Annotated in this window: 15 protein-coding genes; 5 read left to right on the forward strand and 10 right to left on the reverse strand. The window is 51.2% G+C overall.

Annotated elements, in window-relative coordinates:
• Positions 1 to 259 precede the first annotated feature (259 nt).
• Together HH215_RS08955 and HH215_RS08960 are read left to right on the forward strand one after the other, a co-directional pair.
• The gene (locus HH215_RS08955; protein WP_169279583.1) at positions 260 to 541 is read left to right on the forward strand and encodes a hypothetical protein; all 282 of its coding nucleotides are present in this window, start codon (positions 260 to 262) and stop codon (positions 539 to 541) included.
• Between the two features lie 520 nt (positions 542 to 1,061).
• A complete protein-coding gene (locus tag HH215_RS08960; protein ID WP_169279584.1) occupies positions 1,062 to 1,310 on the forward strand; it encodes a hypothetical protein in 249 nt (82 codons plus the stop codon).
• Between the two features lie 350 nt (positions 1,311 to 1,660).
• Here the strand turns inward: HH215_RS08960 and HH215_RS08965 are convergent, their stop codons facing one another.
• Entirely contained in the window at positions 1,661 to 2,182 is a 522-nt protein-coding gene (locus HH215_RS08965; RefSeq protein WP_169279585.1) for a DUF4362 domain-containing protein, read from the reverse strand.
• Positions 2,183 to 2,418: 236 nt separating this feature from the next.
• Here HH215_RS08965 and HH215_RS08970 point away from each other — a divergent pair, with 236 nt between their 5' ends.
• Positions 2,419 to 3,669: an MFS transporter gene (locus tag HH215_RS08970; protein WP_169279586.1), complete on the forward strand. Its 1,251-nt coding sequence runs from the start codon at positions 2,419 to 2,421 to the stop codon at positions 3,667 to 3,669.
• 74 nt (positions 3,670 to 3,743) lie between these two features.
• Here the strand turns inward: HH215_RS08970 and HH215_RS08975 are convergent, their stop codons facing one another.
• The 3 genes from HH215_RS08975 to HH215_RS08985 form a co-directional block, all read right to left on the reverse strand.
• Positions 3,744 to 5,006 carry a TerD family protein gene (locus HH215_RS08975; RefSeq protein ID WP_169279587.1) on the reverse strand — a complete coding sequence of 421 codons (1,263 nt, stop codon included), beginning with the start codon at positions 5,004 to 5,006 and terminating at the stop codon, positions 3,744 to 3,746.
• 210 nt (positions 5,007 to 5,216) lie between these two features.
• Positions 5,217 to 6,929 (reverse strand): ATP-binding cassette domain-containing protein, encoded by a 1,713-nt coding sequence (locus tag HH215_RS08980; RefSeq protein ID WP_169279588.1) that lies wholly within the window; start codon positions 6,927 to 6,929, stop codon positions 5,217 to 5,219.
• Positions 6,904 to 7,779 carry an energy-coupling factor ABC transporter ATP-binding protein gene (locus tag HH215_RS08985; protein WP_169279589.1) on the reverse strand — a complete coding sequence of 292 codons (876 nt, stop codon included), beginning with the start codon at positions 7,777 to 7,779 and terminating at the stop codon, positions 6,904 to 6,906. Before HH215_RS08985 ends, HH215_RS08980 begins: the two co-directional genes overlap by 26 nt.
• Positions 7,780 to 7,879: 100 nt before the next feature.
• Between HH215_RS08985 and HH215_RS08990 the strand changes: the two genes are divergently transcribed.
• Together HH215_RS08990 and HH215_RS08995 are read left to right on the forward strand one after the other, a co-directional pair.
• Complete coding sequence (locus HH215_RS08990; protein ID WP_169279590.1) at positions 7,880 to 8,521, forward strand: biotin transporter BioY; 642 nt, start codon at positions 7,880 to 7,882, stop codon at positions 8,519 to 8,521.
• 135 nt (positions 8,522 to 8,656) lie between these two features.
• Entirely contained in the window at positions 8,657 to 9,265 is a 609-nt protein-coding gene (locus HH215_RS08995) for a hypothetical protein (RefSeq protein WP_169279591.1), read from the forward strand.
• A gap of 97 nt (positions 9,266 to 9,362) precedes the next feature.
• Here the strand turns inward: HH215_RS08995 and HH215_RS09000 are convergent, their stop codons facing one another.
• From HH215_RS09000 to HH215_RS09025, 6 genes are all read right to left on the reverse strand, one after another.
• A complete protein-coding gene (locus HH215_RS09000; RefSeq protein WP_169279592.1) occupies positions 9,363 to 9,851 on the reverse strand; it encodes a YlbF/YmcA family competence regulator in 489 nt (162 codons plus the stop codon).
• 40 nt (positions 9,852 to 9,891) lie between these two features.
• Complete coding sequence (gene miaB, locus HH215_RS09005) at positions 9,892 to 11,457, reverse strand: tRNA (N6-isopentenyl adenosine(37)-C2)-methylthiotransferase MiaB (RefSeq protein ID WP_169279593.1); 1,566 nt, start codon at positions 11,455 to 11,457, stop codon at positions 9,892 to 9,894.
• Between the two features lie 319 nt (positions 11,458 to 11,776).
• Positions 11,777 to 12,361 carry a phosphate propanoyltransferase gene (pduL, locus tag HH215_RS09010; protein WP_169279594.1) on the reverse strand — a complete coding sequence of 195 codons (585 nt, stop codon included), beginning with the start codon at positions 12,359 to 12,361 and terminating at the stop codon, positions 11,777 to 11,779.
• An 89-nt stretch (positions 12,362 to 12,450) separates the two neighbouring features.
• Positions 12,451 to 13,317 carry a 2-oxoacid:ferredoxin oxidoreductase subunit beta gene (locus HH215_RS09015; RefSeq protein WP_169279595.1) on the reverse strand — a complete coding sequence of 289 codons (867 nt, stop codon included), beginning with the start codon at positions 13,315 to 13,317 and terminating at the stop codon, positions 12,451 to 12,453.
• Position 13,318: 1 nt separating this feature from the next.
• On the reverse strand, positions 13,319 to 15,055 hold the full coding sequence (locus HH215_RS09020; RefSeq protein ID WP_169279596.1) for a 2-oxoacid:acceptor oxidoreductase subunit alpha: 1,737 nt from the start codon (positions 15,053 to 15,055) through the stop codon (positions 13,319 to 13,321).
• 184 nt (positions 15,056 to 15,239) lie between these two features.
• Positions 15,240 to 16,181: a dipeptidase gene (locus tag HH215_RS09025; protein WP_169279597.1), complete on the reverse strand. Its 942-nt coding sequence runs from the start codon at positions 16,179 to 16,181 to the stop codon at positions 15,240 to 15,242.
• Between the last annotated feature and the right edge of the window lie 52 nt (positions 16,182 to 16,233).

Consider the following 16,233-nt stretch of genomic DNA (forward strand, 5'->3'; position numbering starts at 1 on the left):
GATTATAGGTTTATTTTTGGCTAAATTTGTCGGATAATTACAAACGGTTGCTCATAGAAATTTCCAATAAGTCCATTTTAGAATTTATCATTCTGCCAATCTTTTCTTCCACATATCGCCAAAATAAGAGCTTCTCATGTATAATATTGTCGTCTGGTAACTCTAGCAAATCCCTCAACCGATGAGGATCGTTTCCGGTGATTTTGTGGATAAACTCTTAAAAGGTTTGGCGTACGTCACTGCCCTAGCAGCCATAATTATGGGCATTATTCAAGCGAATCAAGCTGACGAGGTAATGCGTGAATTGGTGGGTAGATATTACGAATCGGGATTCAGGTGGGGCTTAGCAATTTCGTGGTGGGTAAGTGGAATTGTAACAGCTATCGTATTGTATGCATTAGGTATGATGGTCGAGTATTTGATGGATATTTCAAGTCGGCTTCGCAACCTTGAACATGAAGCAAAGAAAAATGGTGAACCTGCATCTAGAATGGGAAACTCAAAAGCTAACATGAGTAAACTTGAAGGATTTAAGTTATAAGTTTTTATCATATCTAACCCCGCCCAGCCACATGGCAAGCGGGGTTGTTCATTTGCGTTGAACGAAATAGTCCGAAAACCGAAGTAACCGAGCTATTACCGATTCAACTAAAAGAGCCCACGCGATTACGTGAGCTCTTTTAGTTTACTACGTATTATCGTCCTTCACTAAGTCGAAAGCTTAAAGCTGTACTATTCGTACATTTTCACTCCTTCGGGGCTATCCAATCTACACGAAAGCATCATCCAACGATAATACAGTCTAGTGATCATCCGGCATAACCTTTGTTACTTTTAACCTTCTCCAAGTTCTGTTAATCATATGATTTTAATACTTTGTGATTTCCATCACATCCAATCTCCGTCTACCGTTTTAATATAGAAATCAGAAAGAACATCATTCACTGTTGTTGAAAGCAACCGAATAATAGCGGAGTTGCAGGTCATAAATCTATTGCGATTCTATCTCTATCCGGCGACTCCGATTCCCAACAAATCAACCCAAATTGGAGGAAACATCAATGAAGATCGAAATGATGTCTAACCTGCCCCCTACCGGCGAAAGTGTTGCCAAATTGGCCTCGGAAGGCAATCAGCTGATTATCGACATATCAAGCATTTCTGGGTTCTTCGCCTTCTGCTTAGTATTCGTGGGTTTATGTTTGATCGTCCCGGTTATCATCTACGAAAAATACTATAAAATCGCGGACGACGAACCTGCTAGCGAGATAAATCAGGAAAATCGGGAAGCAACCGATCAAGCCGCGTGAACCCATACATTCGACGGACATTTGACCATAAGTTAGCATGAACAATAGTTCGGGATTGACCGCTCAATACAATGGGCGGTTTTTCTTTTGTCCTAGAACTAATTTTCTCCCGCACTATTTCCCCTCTTCACTATTTTCTCCTCCATCATTCATTCCTATTTTCACTCTCATACATTGCCTTAAACTTCTTATTTTCCTCCTTCAATTTTTCCACAGATTGCTTATAAAATTTGCTTTGGCCAATAACCGCAAGAACCCCAATTACAAATGGAACAATACCGAATGTTAAGGTCGAAGTTGTTACATTCAATTTATTAACCTCATCCCGCCTTCAAGCATTTGCCATCAATTCATGTTTCCGCATCGCTGCTCACAAACAATATAAAATACTCTTTTTTCTCCACATCGCTATATCCAATATTATCTTCGCAAGAGCTCAGGTAATATTCCGTGCCCGTCATGTCTCCTCGAGGTCCGATTCTCTGCCCCATTTCTTTGCAACTGGTTTTCCTTACTCCTTTATCTTGTCCGCCGAATCCATCCCAGGAATTATCGTAAGTGTACTCGATGTTTTCCCCGTCGAAGTCCAAATCCACGTAGATGGGGTCCCCCTCATCGGTATATCGAACGATCATAACGCTACTTTTTCTCTTACTCCTATAGTCCTCGAAGAACGCCTCTAATTTAGCCACATTCGCTAATCCCGCCGGCCCCGCAACGACATAACCTTGATTCGTCGCTTCGCCGTAAGACAAGTCAGAGTGAGAGGATTCAAGTTTCGTCGGTTCAGATTTAGATTGAGAATTGCATGACGACAATATTAATGAAACGATCATCCATCCAATTAACCCTTTTCGCATTCGCTTTTTCAATTCGGTCCACTTCCTCATTCCCGATTAAGCCGTGCCTTCCCGCTCCCCTTCGCACCCTCCCATTTTACCAAAACATTCTAACTTCTGGAAAATAAAATAAACCCCCGCCCTGCCTGCTCCCACGATCTATCTTCCCAATCCCCTCCCGATCCGTTACAGTATAGTAGAAACTTCTCATCACCTGACTACTCACACAACGTGAAAATAACGGCTTATCCAGGAGGACTTCTACGACGATGCACCATCCGACACCCGAGTTGCGACATGCCCATGCGCGGCGACAAACCGAACCGTCCGTCCGAACACGGCACTTGATCTTCGCCGCGGCGACGATCTTGTATTGGACGACGTTATATATTTACGTACCAATCCTGAGCCCTTATCTGCAGGACCGCGGACTCTCGATGGGCTGGATCGGATTTATACTTGGCAGCTACGGCCTCACTCAGGTCATTACCCGGTTGCCTCTAGGCATGTATTCGGACGTCATGTCCAAACGCAAGCCGTTCCTCATCGCGGGAATGCTGGCGGGACTGATCAGCTGCGTCTTCTTCATGCTGCCTGGAACGTGGGGCGGACCGCTTGCCGGGCGTTTAATGGCGGGGATATGCGCCGCGGCCTGGGTGCCATTTTCGGTATTGTATGCCTCTTATTACCCAACGAACCAAACTCATCAAGCGATGGGAACGCTGAGTTTCCTCACCGTGTCCGGCCAATTGATCGGCATGAGCGCGAGCGGCTGGCTGGCTTCGGTCGGCGGCTGGAACTACGCTTTTACTTGCGGCATATTCGTTGCCGCGCTCGGAACGCTCGTCGCTTTTTTTGTGTTCGAGCCGGATCAGCGGCCGAAACCGACGACAGACCAAGCGACCACTCCTCCGGAGCAGAAACACATACGACGAGTCGATCGGGCCATCGTCTCCCGCGTTCTTCGCTCACCCTTGCTCTGGACGGTATCCGTCCTCTCCGTCCTAGCGCACGGAATCCTGTTCATCACGATGTTCGGATTCACGCCGCTTCAAGCGGTCGAGCTTGGCGCCAGCGAAGCCCAGCTCACCGGCATCGTCGTCGCCTTCATGGTCCCGCACGCGCTCGTCTCGCTATGGACGGGGCGATATCTCGCTCCCCGCTTCGGCACGCGCCGGGTCGTCATCGTCGGCTTCTTGCTGGCCGCAATCTTCACCGCGGCGATTCCGTTCAGCCCCAACCTCGGCTGGCTGGCAGCGACTCAAGCGCTGAACGGCATTGCCCAAGCGATGTACTTCCCGCTTCTGCTCAGCTTGGCCATTCGGCATTTCGTGCCGGAAGAACGGGCGACGGCGATGGGATTGTATCAATCGGTTTACTCGCTGGGCATGTTCCTCGGACCCTACATCGCTGGAGGATTAAACGCGTTCGGCGGCCTAAAAGCCGGCTTTCTCTTCGGGTCCTCCCTCGGTCTGATCGCTATTGCCATCGTCTTATCGAACAAAAGACTTGAAACTTAACTTGTTTATCGTAAAGAGACCATCAGGCTCCCCTGACGGTCTCTTCTATTTCATCTGAATACCCGTACTTCGAATCAACTGAACCCCTTAAACTCTGCCTTGCCAACATTCATTTTGAAAGATCCGTCTGCGTAGAGAAGAGGGCTTTTCTCGGTGAATCGCTTGGAATATTGCTCAACATGGCTGACCTTCATTTCCGATGCAGAGGTGAAATCGATATGCGCAATGGCCACCCAATACGCGTAGTTATTTTTCTCGTATAAGGACGACACGACTTGCTGACCCTGATGATTATCGACTACCGCGCGCGCCTTCATGGAATAGAAACTCCCGATCCCATTGCTAATAGCGCTGTAAGCCGCAAATAAAACATACTTCAGTTCTTCAGTACGATGGATCGTAATCGTTTCCTGTCCCTTGCCTTTAGAATCCCCGTCTAGCTGAATGAACGGAGATTTTTGAGGCGATCCCAGATTACGATAGTAGATTTTCCCTAATTCATTGTTCTTAGTCACGTAGAAACAATAGAGATCTAAATCCTTCGAGGATTCCCATTCCAGTCTCGCCGTCACTTTCCCCGACTTCTTAATATTCACGCTTCCTTTTTTCTCTAAATTCACCTTGCTCAACTGCACGGAGGGAATTTTCTCCACTGGTGTTTGGGACAGAGTCTCCGCAGGCTTAGCTACCAGTGATTCCGAGTCTGGTTTCACACTTGGTTTCTCGACCGGTATCGAGACAGGTCCTTCGACCGATTCTTCAACGATTTCCGCGGTGGCGGCTGCCTCATCATCGTCGAGTTCGAGACCGAAGTTCGTCACCAATTTTGGCAGGCCGCCGATAAATCCGCTTCCAACGGCATTAAATTTCCACTCGCCTTTATGTAAATACAATTCGCCGACCACGATCGCAGTCTCCTGATGGAGCCCTTCCCCGAAATTGAATCGGCCTATCTCTTCGCCGCTGCCATGATCGGCAATCGTACACACCGCATGAGAGACTTGACCAAAAGACTTCGAGATGATCTCGCCGTCGTGAATCGTTAATGTGATGGCAATCCTCTCAATATCGTTCGGAATATCGGATACGGTAATCCGAATCTCCTCCCGAACGCTGCCCGACTGTTGAGAATGAACGACGGCTCTTTTCCGGCTCTCCTGTTGACCGTAGAAAATAAAGTCCTCATCCCGTGCGCAAATTCCGTTAACGCCTAAGAGGAATGCGGAAGCGTTGATATCGATCTCCGGGTCCGTCGTTTTCCAGTTTAATTCAATCGAGATCACTTTTAAGGTTCTACCTTTTGTTAGCTCTACTTTTTGTCCTTTTGATATCACCAAGCTCGCCCCCCTTTTTCGGCTAATTGTTACTCCGTTACCAGATTATATCATGAATTAAAAAGGAACGATCCGCATCCAACGTACACGAAAGACTCCGATTTTATTCCCAAGACGCTAGCTACGGTCTTAAGATAACATCGGAGTCCGGTCGTGGAACGAAGGTGGTTCTCAAAATTAAAATATCGCTAATTACCCCCATGAGAGGAGCAGCTAGCGGTTGGAGAAACCCCACAAGCCTATCGCTAGCGCTAACGCTCCGGCCGCTAACCCGTAATCCCGGAGTCGCCACTTCAGCCGCAACGCTCTGGTAGGAGTCGTTCGCCCCCCCACTCCCCTGCTTTCCAGCGCAAGAGCGACTTCATCTCCGAGCCGAAACAATGCCAACAGGAACGGAATGGATACGTCGCGCAATCTTCTGCCCATAGCCACCGGATTCCGCGAGATGGATTTCCCCCGCGCGCGGAAAATTTTCATGAACCTTTCCCACAACTCCAGCAGCACCGGCACGAATCTCATGATGAGCGCGACCGTTAATATTCCTCTTTGCGCCCACGCCGGCGTTTTTCCGTTTATCGATGTCATTTGCTCTAACGATCTTCTTAACGAAAGAGGCGACATGACTAGTGGAATCGTTAATCCGAGCAGCATGATCAACATCGTCCTCGCGAACGTAAAGATCGTATCCGAGAAAGCCCCCCACTCGATGAAGCTTTCGCTGCTCGCCCCCCAAGCGAAGATCGCCGAAGTAATCACCGAGAACAGCGAATAGTTTACGATCAAGCCGCGCCATCTCCGGAGAGATACTCTGCCTGCCGTTAATAACGCTGTGACGACAACCGCTCCAAGCAGCGCCCCGAACCAGTCCTTCGACTGGAACAGACCTACGGAAACGAGAATGTACGCGAGCCATACCGAACGGGGATCAAAGCCTGACAAGCGATATTTAACTCTTCCATTCCCCGAATGCCTCCGCTTCTCGGCCTTCGGGATCGTTCCGAGTTTCGCCTCGCGGTCCCCCTCCGAACCTTCGGCAGGGTGCCAAGCGGCAGCCGCAGCCTTCGGATTCCACAATCGAGTGGTCGGAACGCCGCTGCGTCCAACAAGTTGAACCATCCGAAGCCAGCCCGGCACCTTCATCCCGGTCTCCTCGAGCCATTCGGGATGTTGAATGAGCTGATCCGCGCCGCACAGCCTCACCGTCCCCTCGGCACTGAGTAACAGAACCTGGTCCGCCAAGGGGAGCGCCCAATCGGAATCATGCGAGACAAGTAGAATGCCTTTGCCCGCCGATGTTAAAGCTCGCAGCTCCCGTGCCACCGTTTCATGACCCGCTCCGTCTAATCCCGCTGTCGGCTCATCCAAGAGAAGCCAAGCAGCCGGCGTAGCGAATACCGCGGCAAGCGCCGCCCGGCGTCGTTCTCCTCCGCTCATCCGATAAGGATCCCGTTCCAGCCATTCCGAGTCCCAATCTACCGACTCCAGCGCCGCTGCTTTACGCCTCTCCCGTTCCTCTTCCGTTACGCGATAGGGTCTTAAAGAATAGTCGATCTCTTCGCTTACGCTTCTCGCGAACAATCCTTCCTCCGGAGACTGACAGGCATAACTATAATGCAAGAGAGCTCTTTCGTTTAATTTGATTCCGCCCGACCGCTTCTGTTTCCATAACGCGTCATTGCCGTATGTCGCACGAATTTCTTCCGGTGGGCGAATCCCGGCAAGCTTCTCCAAGAGCGTCGATTTACCCGCTCCGTTCGGACCCATCAGCAGCGTAATCGTGCCCGGCTCTAACGTCAAACCTGCAGTGCGGTAAGCCTCTTCGGTCTCTTCTCCTAGGCGCCAAGGAAGGCCATCGATCCGAAGCGGATGGGAGGACGGTTTATCTCGTTGCGTTTGTCGTTCATTTTGTCGTTTCCCCGATTCCACCGCTCTCCCACACCTTTCGCCACTCCCGGTCCGTCATCGGCAACGGATCCGCTATTTTCCCTTGACGCCTAAGCTCGATCGCGAACTCCGCCAAATACGGCAAGCGCAGCCCTGCCCTGAGGCAAGGGGATATCGGCCCGTCTTCTCCTTGTTCGTCACCCGCCGAGCCATACATGAATTCCCGACCTGTTCCATCGAAAATAATACTGCCCTCCCCAACGGCAACGACCCGGGAATCCGGCTCCAGCTCATCCAGACGCTGCGTCACCCACACGACCGCCGAACCTCTCGCATGGAATTCCCGCGCCGTCCGCAAGACGGTATCCCGATTTTGTTCGTCGAGCATCGAAGTCGCTTCGTCCAGCACGAGAAGAGGCGCGTCGCACTCCGTTGCCGCCGACACCGCCGCAAGCTGCTGCTGACCTCCCGACAGTCGATCCCACGGCTCATCCGCAAGAGCGGTTAATCCGACTCTATGTAAAGCTTGATCTACCTTCTCAAGGATATGTTCAGCCGAAATACCGCGCCATTCTAATGCGAACATGACTTCCTCCCTCGGAGTTTCGCCGAACAGTTGCGCCTTCGGCTGCTGCAGCACGATCGGACAACTATTTTCTCCGGCAAACCCGCGTTCAAGAGTGCCTATCATTCGCTCCGGCTCGATTCCGGCTAGTAACCGTGCCAGCGTCGATTTCCCGCTCCCGTTAACGCCGACAACGGTTAACCATTCGCCCGCCGCCAATGTCAAACGCGATAGATTTAACCTAGAAGTCGTTCCCTCTAAGTCGTCTATTCCGTATACCGTAACATTCCCCAGCACGATGGGCTTTTCCGCCTCTCGCCTCTCCATCGCCCAAAATCCCTCTTTTCAATCTCTCTTACTCGTGCTACAATCTCAATTGTTAACCAACCTCACGAAACAAGGTTAACATTTAGGGAGGCTTTTGACAATGACCAAATCTGCATCATCCGCGACTTCCGCGACTACGCAATCCGCAAGACAAAACAATCAATGGATTAAAGGCATGGTTTACACTGCTCTATTCGGCGCACTCTTCATTGCTGGAAGTTTCATCAAAATCAATCTTGGATTTACCCCCGTACCGATCTCTTTGCAAGCCTTTGCGGTCATGCTTGCCGGAGGGCTTCTCGGAGCCGCGTACGGCTTCTGGAGCATCTTCATCGTCGTTGCCTTGACGGCCATCGGGCTTCCTCTAATGAACGGCTCGGGCGGGATCGCTCAGATAACCGGTCCTACGGGCGGCTTTATCTGGATGTTCCCCGTGTCCGCTTTCCTGATCGGTTGGGTTACGGATCGCTTGTTCTCCAACCGGAAGAAGCTTGATCGCCCACGGCAAATCGGATTACTGTTAGCCATCTTTGTGCTCGGATCTTTACTCTTATACGTATCCGGCGTGCCTTGGCTTGCGCACGTCGTTGATAACGAAAAATACGATACGTTCGCAGGAGCGCTTAGGGCGGGAATGTACCCTTATCTCCCGGGCGACGCCATTAAAGCCGTAGCCGCAACGCTTGTCATCCTCGCTCTAAGGCCCGTGTTGCCAGCCATTCGTCCTTCAAGAAGAAAATAATGCTTAGGGCTCCCTACTAGCTGGGGAGTCCTTTTTCAATAGTCAGGACGATGGTACAAACCAGCTTCTCGCTCCTCGCATAAGGTAGAAGGATTCTTGAGTTTCTTCTGCTTTGAAGGAGTGTGTTTCTATTCTATGGCAAGCGGTCGACTAGATTTGTTCATTGCCAAGCTTCCCGTCCATACTATCGTGCTTACGCTTAATTGCTCCGATTCTGCATCGGAGCTGCTTGCCATTCCTCGGAATACGCCGATTACTCTCAAGAGAGGCTCGATCAAGCAATCCGTTCAGCTTCAATTTCTGGAAGGACGGGAGTGCTTTGCCGACTTCATCGAGATGAATTACGCTTTAGCTCGCCAATTTCAACTTACCGCATTGCGACGATATTTGCTAACCTACAATCCCAGCGATCAATCACTGACCATCAAACCCGCGCCGCTTAGCGAGACGAGCGCTTTGTTAACTTCATCGGCCTCTGGCTCCGGTATTCTCTCCGTCGGTTTTGAACTCTTATCCCGGTTAGGAATTCCAGAACGGCAAGGAACGATCATTAAGGTGAGATACGGCAGGAACGTAACCCGTTTACGGCTGCACGTGCCTTCGAATTTTTCCGACGATCGGCTGCGGATGTCCACCTTTTGGTTGAATAAATGGAAGCTGGAAGCGAACCATCTCCATCAGCTCCAATTCGATCAACGGAATTTCACTTTAAGTCTAAGTCCCTCAACGCCTGCGAATCGATAGATTCGCCAATCGAGAGCGGCACATAGACGAAGGACCACGCTACCCGCGTGGTCCTTCGTCTTATTTGGACGCCTAATCTATTAACGATACGGATTGCTTAATCGCACTCTTCCGGATCTTCAGCCGGTTTCGCCGCTTCAACGTCGATTTTCTCGGCAACCGAATCACGAATGACCGATACGATGGATTGCAACAAATAGTTCACGTCCACTTGGCTTTGTTGGAACTGTTGAACGATCGGGATATTATCGAGCTCGTCTTGAATCTCGTTAATTTCCGCTTCGATTTTCTCGACCATCGCCGGATTCTTGAACGTGTTCTGGAACGCGACAAGCTCCTTCTGCTTCTTCTTGATCGTCGTAATCAACCCTTGAACCCGCTCATGAGATTGGATCAACTTCTCCGAACGTTGGTACATGTCCACCTCTTCGGTTGTCGTGATCAGATGCGCCAATTCTTTCGCTCTTGCCAGAATATCCTCGCGAACGATCAATTCCCGGTTATCGAACGATGGGATCGAACAGCCGTCCGAGCATCCCTCTCCGTGCTGGTGATCATGGTCGTGATCGTGTGCATGTGCTGACATGATATATTTCCTCCCGATGGGTTCATCTACGATTTCGCTTTTATCCCGCGTAGCTCACAGCCGCTACCGGCTCGCTGACGGCTTCGGCTTTAACGTACCACGATTGCGCCGCCGTTACTTTTACTTGCAGGAACTTCCCGATCCATTCCTTGTCGCCTTCGAAATGAATGAGTTTGTTCGAGCGGCTGCGACCGGACAATACGTTGGCCTTATTTTTGCTTTCCCCTTCGACGAGCACCTCGATCACTTGTCCGACTAACCCTTGGTGATGCTCGAGCGACAAATGTCCGATTAATTCGTTTAATCGGGCCAGTCTCTTCTGCTTCACTTCAAGCGGAACGTCATCGGCCATATCGAACGCAGGCGTACCTTCCCGCGGAGAATAAATATACGTATAGGCGGATGTGATTCCCGCTTCCCGCATCAAGCTCATCGTATCCTCGAATTGCTCTTCCGTCTCGCCGGGAAATCCGACGATAACGTCCGTCGTAAGTACCGCATTCGGAATTTCCTTGCGAATTCGCTGCGCGAGCTCCAGATAACGCTCCCGGGAATACTTGCGGCTCATCCGTTTCAGAATTTCCGTGCTGCCCGATTGAACGGGCAAGTGAATATGCTCCACAAGATTTCCGCCCTTGGCCATGACCTCGATCAGATGATCGTCGAAATCTCTCGGATGGGAAGTCGTAAATCGGACGCGAGGAATGTCCACCTTGCGAATATCGTCCATCAAATCCCCGAAGCGGTAGGATCGATCCGTGAAATCTTTCCCGTAAGCGTTCACGTTCTGTCCGAGCAACGTTATCTCCTTGAAGCCTTGGCGAGCGAGATCGCGCACTTCCGCGATCACGTCTTCCGGTAACCGGCTTCGTTCCTTGCCTCTCGTATACGGAACGATGCAATACGTGCAAAATTTATCGCAGCCGTACATGATATTCACCCAAGCTCGCAGCCCTTCGGTGCGCTTCTTCGGAAGGTTTTCGATAATGTCGCCTTCTTTGGACCACACGTCGATGACCATTTCTTTGCCGAAATGGGCTTCCTGCAGCAGCATAGGCAGACGATGGATGTTGTGCGTACCGAAGATCATATCCACGTGAGCATGCTTCTGCATGATCCGGGTAACGACGGAAGCTTCCTGGGACATGCACCCGCATACGCCGAGAATTAGCTCCGGACGTTGCTGCTTCAGCACTTTCAGATGGCCGAGCTCTCCGAATACTTTATCTTCCGCATTCTCTCGCACGGCGCACGTATTCAGCAGAATAACATCCGCTTCAACGCGGACGTCCGTCTGCTCGTAACCCATTTCTTCGAACAAACCCCGCATAACCTCGGTATCGTGCTCGTTCATCTGGCAACCGTAAGTCTGTATTAAATACTTTTTCCCAACGCCAAGGTGCTTCAGCTCGTCCGGAACGGCATTCTCATAGTGGACTTGAATTTCTTCTTTGCCCCGTTGCTTCTCCTGCCGGTAGTCCGGCTCGGAGACGATATGGATATCCCGTCCGTTCAGACGGATCGTTTTGCCGCTTTGGTCCTCGGAAATGACTTTGGCACCTGAGAAATCGAAATATTTGCTAAAATCCTTCGTTTCTTTGGCCATTTCCTCTATCCCCCTAAGTAAACCGGTTCCTCTCCTACGAGATTCCCGCTACTAGTCAATCCTTCGTATTATATCATGAACCAGCAGGCATTTGCTATTGGGGGGAGTGGCTTCAAACGGGATCGTACTGCGAAAAGAGCGGTGGCACTCCCGCCGCTAGTTAAAATAGAGTTGTCTCTGAACGTACTATGCGGTAACAACTCGATTTTAAAGGCGGACGTAAACTCTCCGTACCACCCCTTTTTCTCCGTACCCCGTTTGAAGCCTCGCCCCCCTCTCGCCATACGCCTAAGCTGGTCTCCTGATCCAATACTGCGACCTACTCCACGATTTCCCCGAAGTCGCCGGTGCTTACGCCGGCCGCGTTGCCTTCGTCGGTGTCGATGTGCATGTCTAGCGCGAATTGTTCCGAGACGCGTGCTATTACCTGCTCGAACACGACGCCACGGTCGCCGCCTACGCGTACTTTAAGCAACTGCTTGTCCGCTATCCCCCAACGCTCGGCATCCGAGGTATGAAAATGAATGTGGCGCGCGGCAACGATAACGCCTTTCTCAACGGTAACTTCGCCCGCGGGACCGACGATGCGGATTCCCGGCGTACCTTCTATGCTGCCGGATTCGCGCAACGGCGCTTGCAAGCCTAGCGAGAAGGCATCCGTGCGGGACACTTCTAATTGCGTTGCTTTACGGGCAGGACCCAAAATACGAACTTTAGGAAAAGAACCTTTCGGTCCATATACGGCTACGGTTTCATTGGCGGCGAATTGGCCGGGTTGAGAGAGCGGCTTAAATTCCGTTAAAGTCGCTCCGGCGCCGAACAGAATCTCGACATGCTCCTGCGCCAAATGAATGTGACGAGCCGATACGCCTACCGGTACTTTCTTCTTTTCGGATGAAGACATAGACAACCCAACCTTTCCTTTGATTTCCTACCTCCAGTATAACGCAAGAGGCGCACGGGACAAACCCGTGCGCCTCTTCTATAAGATGCTTATTTGAACTCTGTCAACAGTTTGTCAAAGTCTTCACGGGACAATTTCATATCCTGCTTCGCGAGCGCTTCGTCTTTGAAACCGACTGCCAGTTGCTCGTACGACTTACGTTCCTTATTCTGGTAGATCAAGCCCGTCAACATTCCGTTCGTTTCCATAATCTTCGTCATGGCCGCGATCCGGTTGGATGGATCGTATTCCGGGAATTGCTCCAAGTTTACGATATTTTCCTTGAACCAGTCGTACGTATTGATCTTATTGAAAGTCACGCAAGGGCTGAACACGTTAATTAGCGAAAACCCTTTGTGATTCAAGCCTTGCTCGATTAAAGAAGTCAATTGCTTCAGATCGCTGGAGAACGATTGCGCGACGAAAGTCGCGCCTGCGGACAACGCGATCTCAAGCGGCGACAAAGTCGTCTCGATCGAGCCTTCCGGCGTCGATTTGGTTTTGAACCCTTCCGCGCTTCGCGGGGACGTTTGTCCTTTGGTCAGTCCGTAAATTTGGTTGTCCATAACGATATACGTAATATCCAAGTTCCGGCGAATCGCATGAACCGTATGGCCCATCCCAATCGCGAAGCCGTCTCCGTCTCCGCCCGACGCGATAACGGTAAGTTCGCGATTCGCAAGCTTAACGCCTTGCGCGATCGGAAGCGAACGCCCGTGAATCCCGTGTAAGCCGTAAGCGTTAATGTAACCGGAAATCCGGCCCGAACAGCCGATTCCCGAGATGACCGCTAATTGCTCGGGCTCTAAACCTACGTTAGCTGCCGCGCGTTGGATCGCAGCTTGCACGGAGAAATCCCCGCAACCAGGACACCAGTTCGGCTTCACATTATTACGAAACTCTTTAAATGTTGCCATCTCAGACCAGCTCCTTACAAGCTTTATGAATTTCCGAAGGCAGGAACGGCGTTCCGTCGTATTTAAGCAGGTTGCGGATTTTGTGGTGATAACCGATGTTCTGCTTGATTAGGTTGGACAATTGACCCGTCGCGTTATTCTCCAGCACGACGACCTGCTTAGCCGCTTCCAGATGAGGCAACAGCAGCTCGTTCGGGAACGGATGCATTTGGCGAACCATAATCTGATTCGTCGTGATTCCATCCGCCGTCAAGCGGCCGCGAGCTTCTTCAATCGTTCCGCCCGTCGAACCCATTGCGATGATGAGCAGATCCGGCGTCTCATGGGAAGCGTCGGCTTTCACCGCGTCCGTCACGCGAAGATGACTGATCTTGCCTAAGCGTTTGTCCATCATTTTTTCACGGTTCAACGCGTTCTCGGAAGGTCTTCCTTCCTGATCGTGCTCTACGCCCGTTACGTGATGGATGCCGTGCTTAGCGCCCGGAAGAACGCGCGGCGATACGCCGTCTTCCGTAAATTCATAACGCTTGAACAAGCGATTATCTTCGCTAGGAGGCAATTCTTCGGTTACCAGCTTCCCGCGGTTGATCACGATTTTGTCGTAATCGAGCGCTTCGGACGTCTGTTTGCCGAGAGACAATTGCAGATCCGTCGCAATGATAACCGGAATTTGATATTGTTCCGCGATGTTAAATCCTTCGATAATATCGTAGAAGCACTCTTCGATCGTGCTCGGAGCGACGACCAGCTTAGGAATCTCTCCGTGCGTACCGTAGATAAGCGCGTTGATGTCGGATTGCTCTTGTTTGGTCGGCAAGCCCGTCGACGGACCGCCGCGCTGCGTATCGACGATAAGTAGCGGAGTTTCCGTCATGCCGGAAAGACCGATCGCTTCCATCATTAATGCGAGTCCAGGACCCGCGGAAGCCGTCATCGTGCGCACGCCCGCGTAGTTCGCGCCTATTGCCATCGTTACCGCGGCTATTTCATCTTCCGTTTGAACGACCGTACCGCCGAACTTAGGAAGCTTCTTAATTAAGTATTCCATGATCTCGGAGGCCGGAGTGATCGGATAAGCAGACATCAGTCTGCAGCCCGCTGCAACGCAACCGAGCGCCATCGCTTCGTTGCCGATCATGAACAGCTTCTGTTTGCCGTCCGCGTCCTCGAGCTTAAATTCGTCGAGCGGACCGCCGGCTTGCTCCAGGACGAATTCCGCACCGCGGCGTACCGCTTCCACGTTCTTCTCCACGATCGCCGCGCCTTTGCGGCCGAACTCTTCTTCTACCGCTTTATTGAAGACTTCCATAGGCAGTCCAAGCAGACCCCAGGAAGCTCCGGAAGCCACCATATTTTTCATGAGGGAAGTGCCAAGTTCTTCTGCAATTGCCGTAATCGGAACAGCGAATAACCGAGCTTGCACGCCTTCTGGGATCGTCGGCGAGAATTTCGCGTCGGCGACGACGACTCCGCCCGGACGAAGCTCTCCAGCGTTTAGATCGATGCTCTCCTGGTCAAAAGCGACTAGAATGTCCAGGTCATCGGAAATCGCGCGAATCGGCTTCGTGCTGATGCGGATTTTGTTATTCGTGTGTCCGCCTTTAATCCGCGAGGAAAAGTGTCGGTACCCGTACAGGTAGTAGCCCAGACGGTTCAGCGCGGTAGAGAAAATACGGTCGGTACTTTCCACGCCTTCCCCTTGCTGGCCGCCAATTTTCCATGACAGTTGACTGATCACAGTGCCCATCTCCTCTTAATCTCCGGTTCGTCAATTTTCGACAGATTTACCCTATAATATTTTTTATTACCCTCATAAATATTATGTTTTACCAACGTAAATTGCAAGACATATTCGTGTAAGCGATAGATAACAGTTTGCGATCAGATCAATGCCGATTCGAGATGGATGTCAGGCGAACAGTTCAATTAGGTAGATTTTTTGTAAAAAACCGGGTGGCCGTTCCCCCTACCATCTCTCTTACGAGCGATTCCGGATAACGTTTCAAAAGCGCCTCGATTAGATCCGGATACCGACCGGGATGCTCTAAATCTTCTACATGTCGGGAAATCCCGTCGAAGTCCGACCCAAAGGCGATATGTTCAGCCCCTCCTAGCGCGCATACATGTTCGACATGCCTAAGAACATCGCCTATTTTAACCGACTCTTCACCCGTCACAAACCAAGGAACGAACGTTAGCCCGATGATCCCCTGCGCGCCGATGATAGCCTGGATTTGCCGATCCGTTAGGTTACGAGGATTGTCTTTAATCGCGCGGACATTGGAATGAGACGCGAAAAAAGGGCGTTGCGCGCGCTCGGCCAGCTCCCAGAATCCCCGATCGGATAGATGGGACACATCTATCAGGATACCCAAAGATTCGCATTCCGTAACAAGCTGTCTCCCCGCTTTCGTGAATCCCGCTCCCCGAGGCTCCATTGCTCCGTCGCACGCCCAATTCGCATGATTCCACGTCGGTCCAAGCAGCCTTAAGCCTAATCGGTAGAGAAGACGCAGCGCCCATAGATTGCCTTGCAATCCTTCGGCCCCCTCCAAGGATAGCAGAACACCGATTTTCCCATCCTGCTCCGCCCGTTCGATATCCCCCGCTTTGCGAACGAGTTTTATTCCCCTTACGGTCAGAACCTCGCTCCAGAACAGTTCCGCAGCATGAAACAACGATTCCGGATCGCTCGGAATCGTGTCGGGCAAGTAAATGGCAAACACTTGAAGACCAATGCCCCCTTGCCTTAATCGTTCCGGAGTGGCATCGAAAACGCCGACATCGGTAGCGCTCCCCCATTTGGAGCCTGGGTTTTCAAGCATCTTGCAAAGCACGTCTACGTGCAAATCGGCCACTCTCATCTTATGTCCCCCTCTGCGCAACTGGCCCCACTATGCCTGAACGGCACAAAAA

Source organism: Cohnella herbarum, assembly GCF_012849095.1.
Lineage (GTDB): Bacteria > Bacillota > Bacilli > Paenibacillales > Paenibacillaceae > Cohnella > Cohnella herbarum.

Bases quoted from the DNA above. Each gene is read 5' to 3' on its own strand.
- HH215_RS08970 (WP_169279586.1), top strand. From the start codon at position 2,419: ATGCACCATCCGACACCCGAGTTGCGACATGCCCATGCGCGGCGACAA.
- HH215_RS08960 (WP_169279584.1), top strand. From the start codon at position 1,062: ATGAAGATCGAAATGATGTCTAACCTGCCCCCTACCGGCGAAAGTGTT.
- HH215_RS08985 (WP_169279589.1), bottom strand. From the start codon at position 7,779: ATGGAGAGGCGAGAGGCGGAAAAGCCCATCGTGCTGGGGAATGTTACG.
- HH215_RS09025 (WP_169279597.1), bottom strand. From the start codon at position 16,181: ATGAGAGTGGCCGATTTGCACGTAGACGTGCTTTGCAAGATGCTTGAA.
- HH215_RS08995 (WP_169279591.1), top strand. From the start codon at position 8,657: ATGGCAAGCGGTCGACTAGATTTGTTCATTGCCAAGCTTCCCGTCCAT.
- HH215_RS08955 (WP_169279583.1), top strand. From the start codon at position 260: ATGGGCATTATTCAAGCGAATCAAGCTGACGAGGTAATGCGTGAATTG.
- HH215_RS08990 (WP_169279590.1), top strand. From the start codon at position 7,880: ATGACCAAATCTGCATCATCCGCGACTTCCGCGACTACGCAATCCGCA.
- HH215_RS09015 (WP_169279595.1), bottom strand. From the start codon at position 13,317: ATGGCAACATTTAAAGAGTTTCGTAATAATGTGAAGCCGAACTGGTGT.
- pduL (WP_169279594.1), bottom strand. From the start codon at position 12,361: ATGTCTTCATCCGAAAAGAAGAAAGTACCGGTAGGCGTATCGGCTCGT.
- miaB (WP_169279593.1), bottom strand. From the start codon at position 11,457: ATGGCCAAAGAAACGAAGGATTTTAGCAAATATTTCGATTTCTCAGGT.
- HH215_RS09000 (WP_169279592.1), bottom strand. From the start codon at position 9,851: ATGTCAGCACATGCACACGATCACGACCATGATCACCAGCACGGAGAG.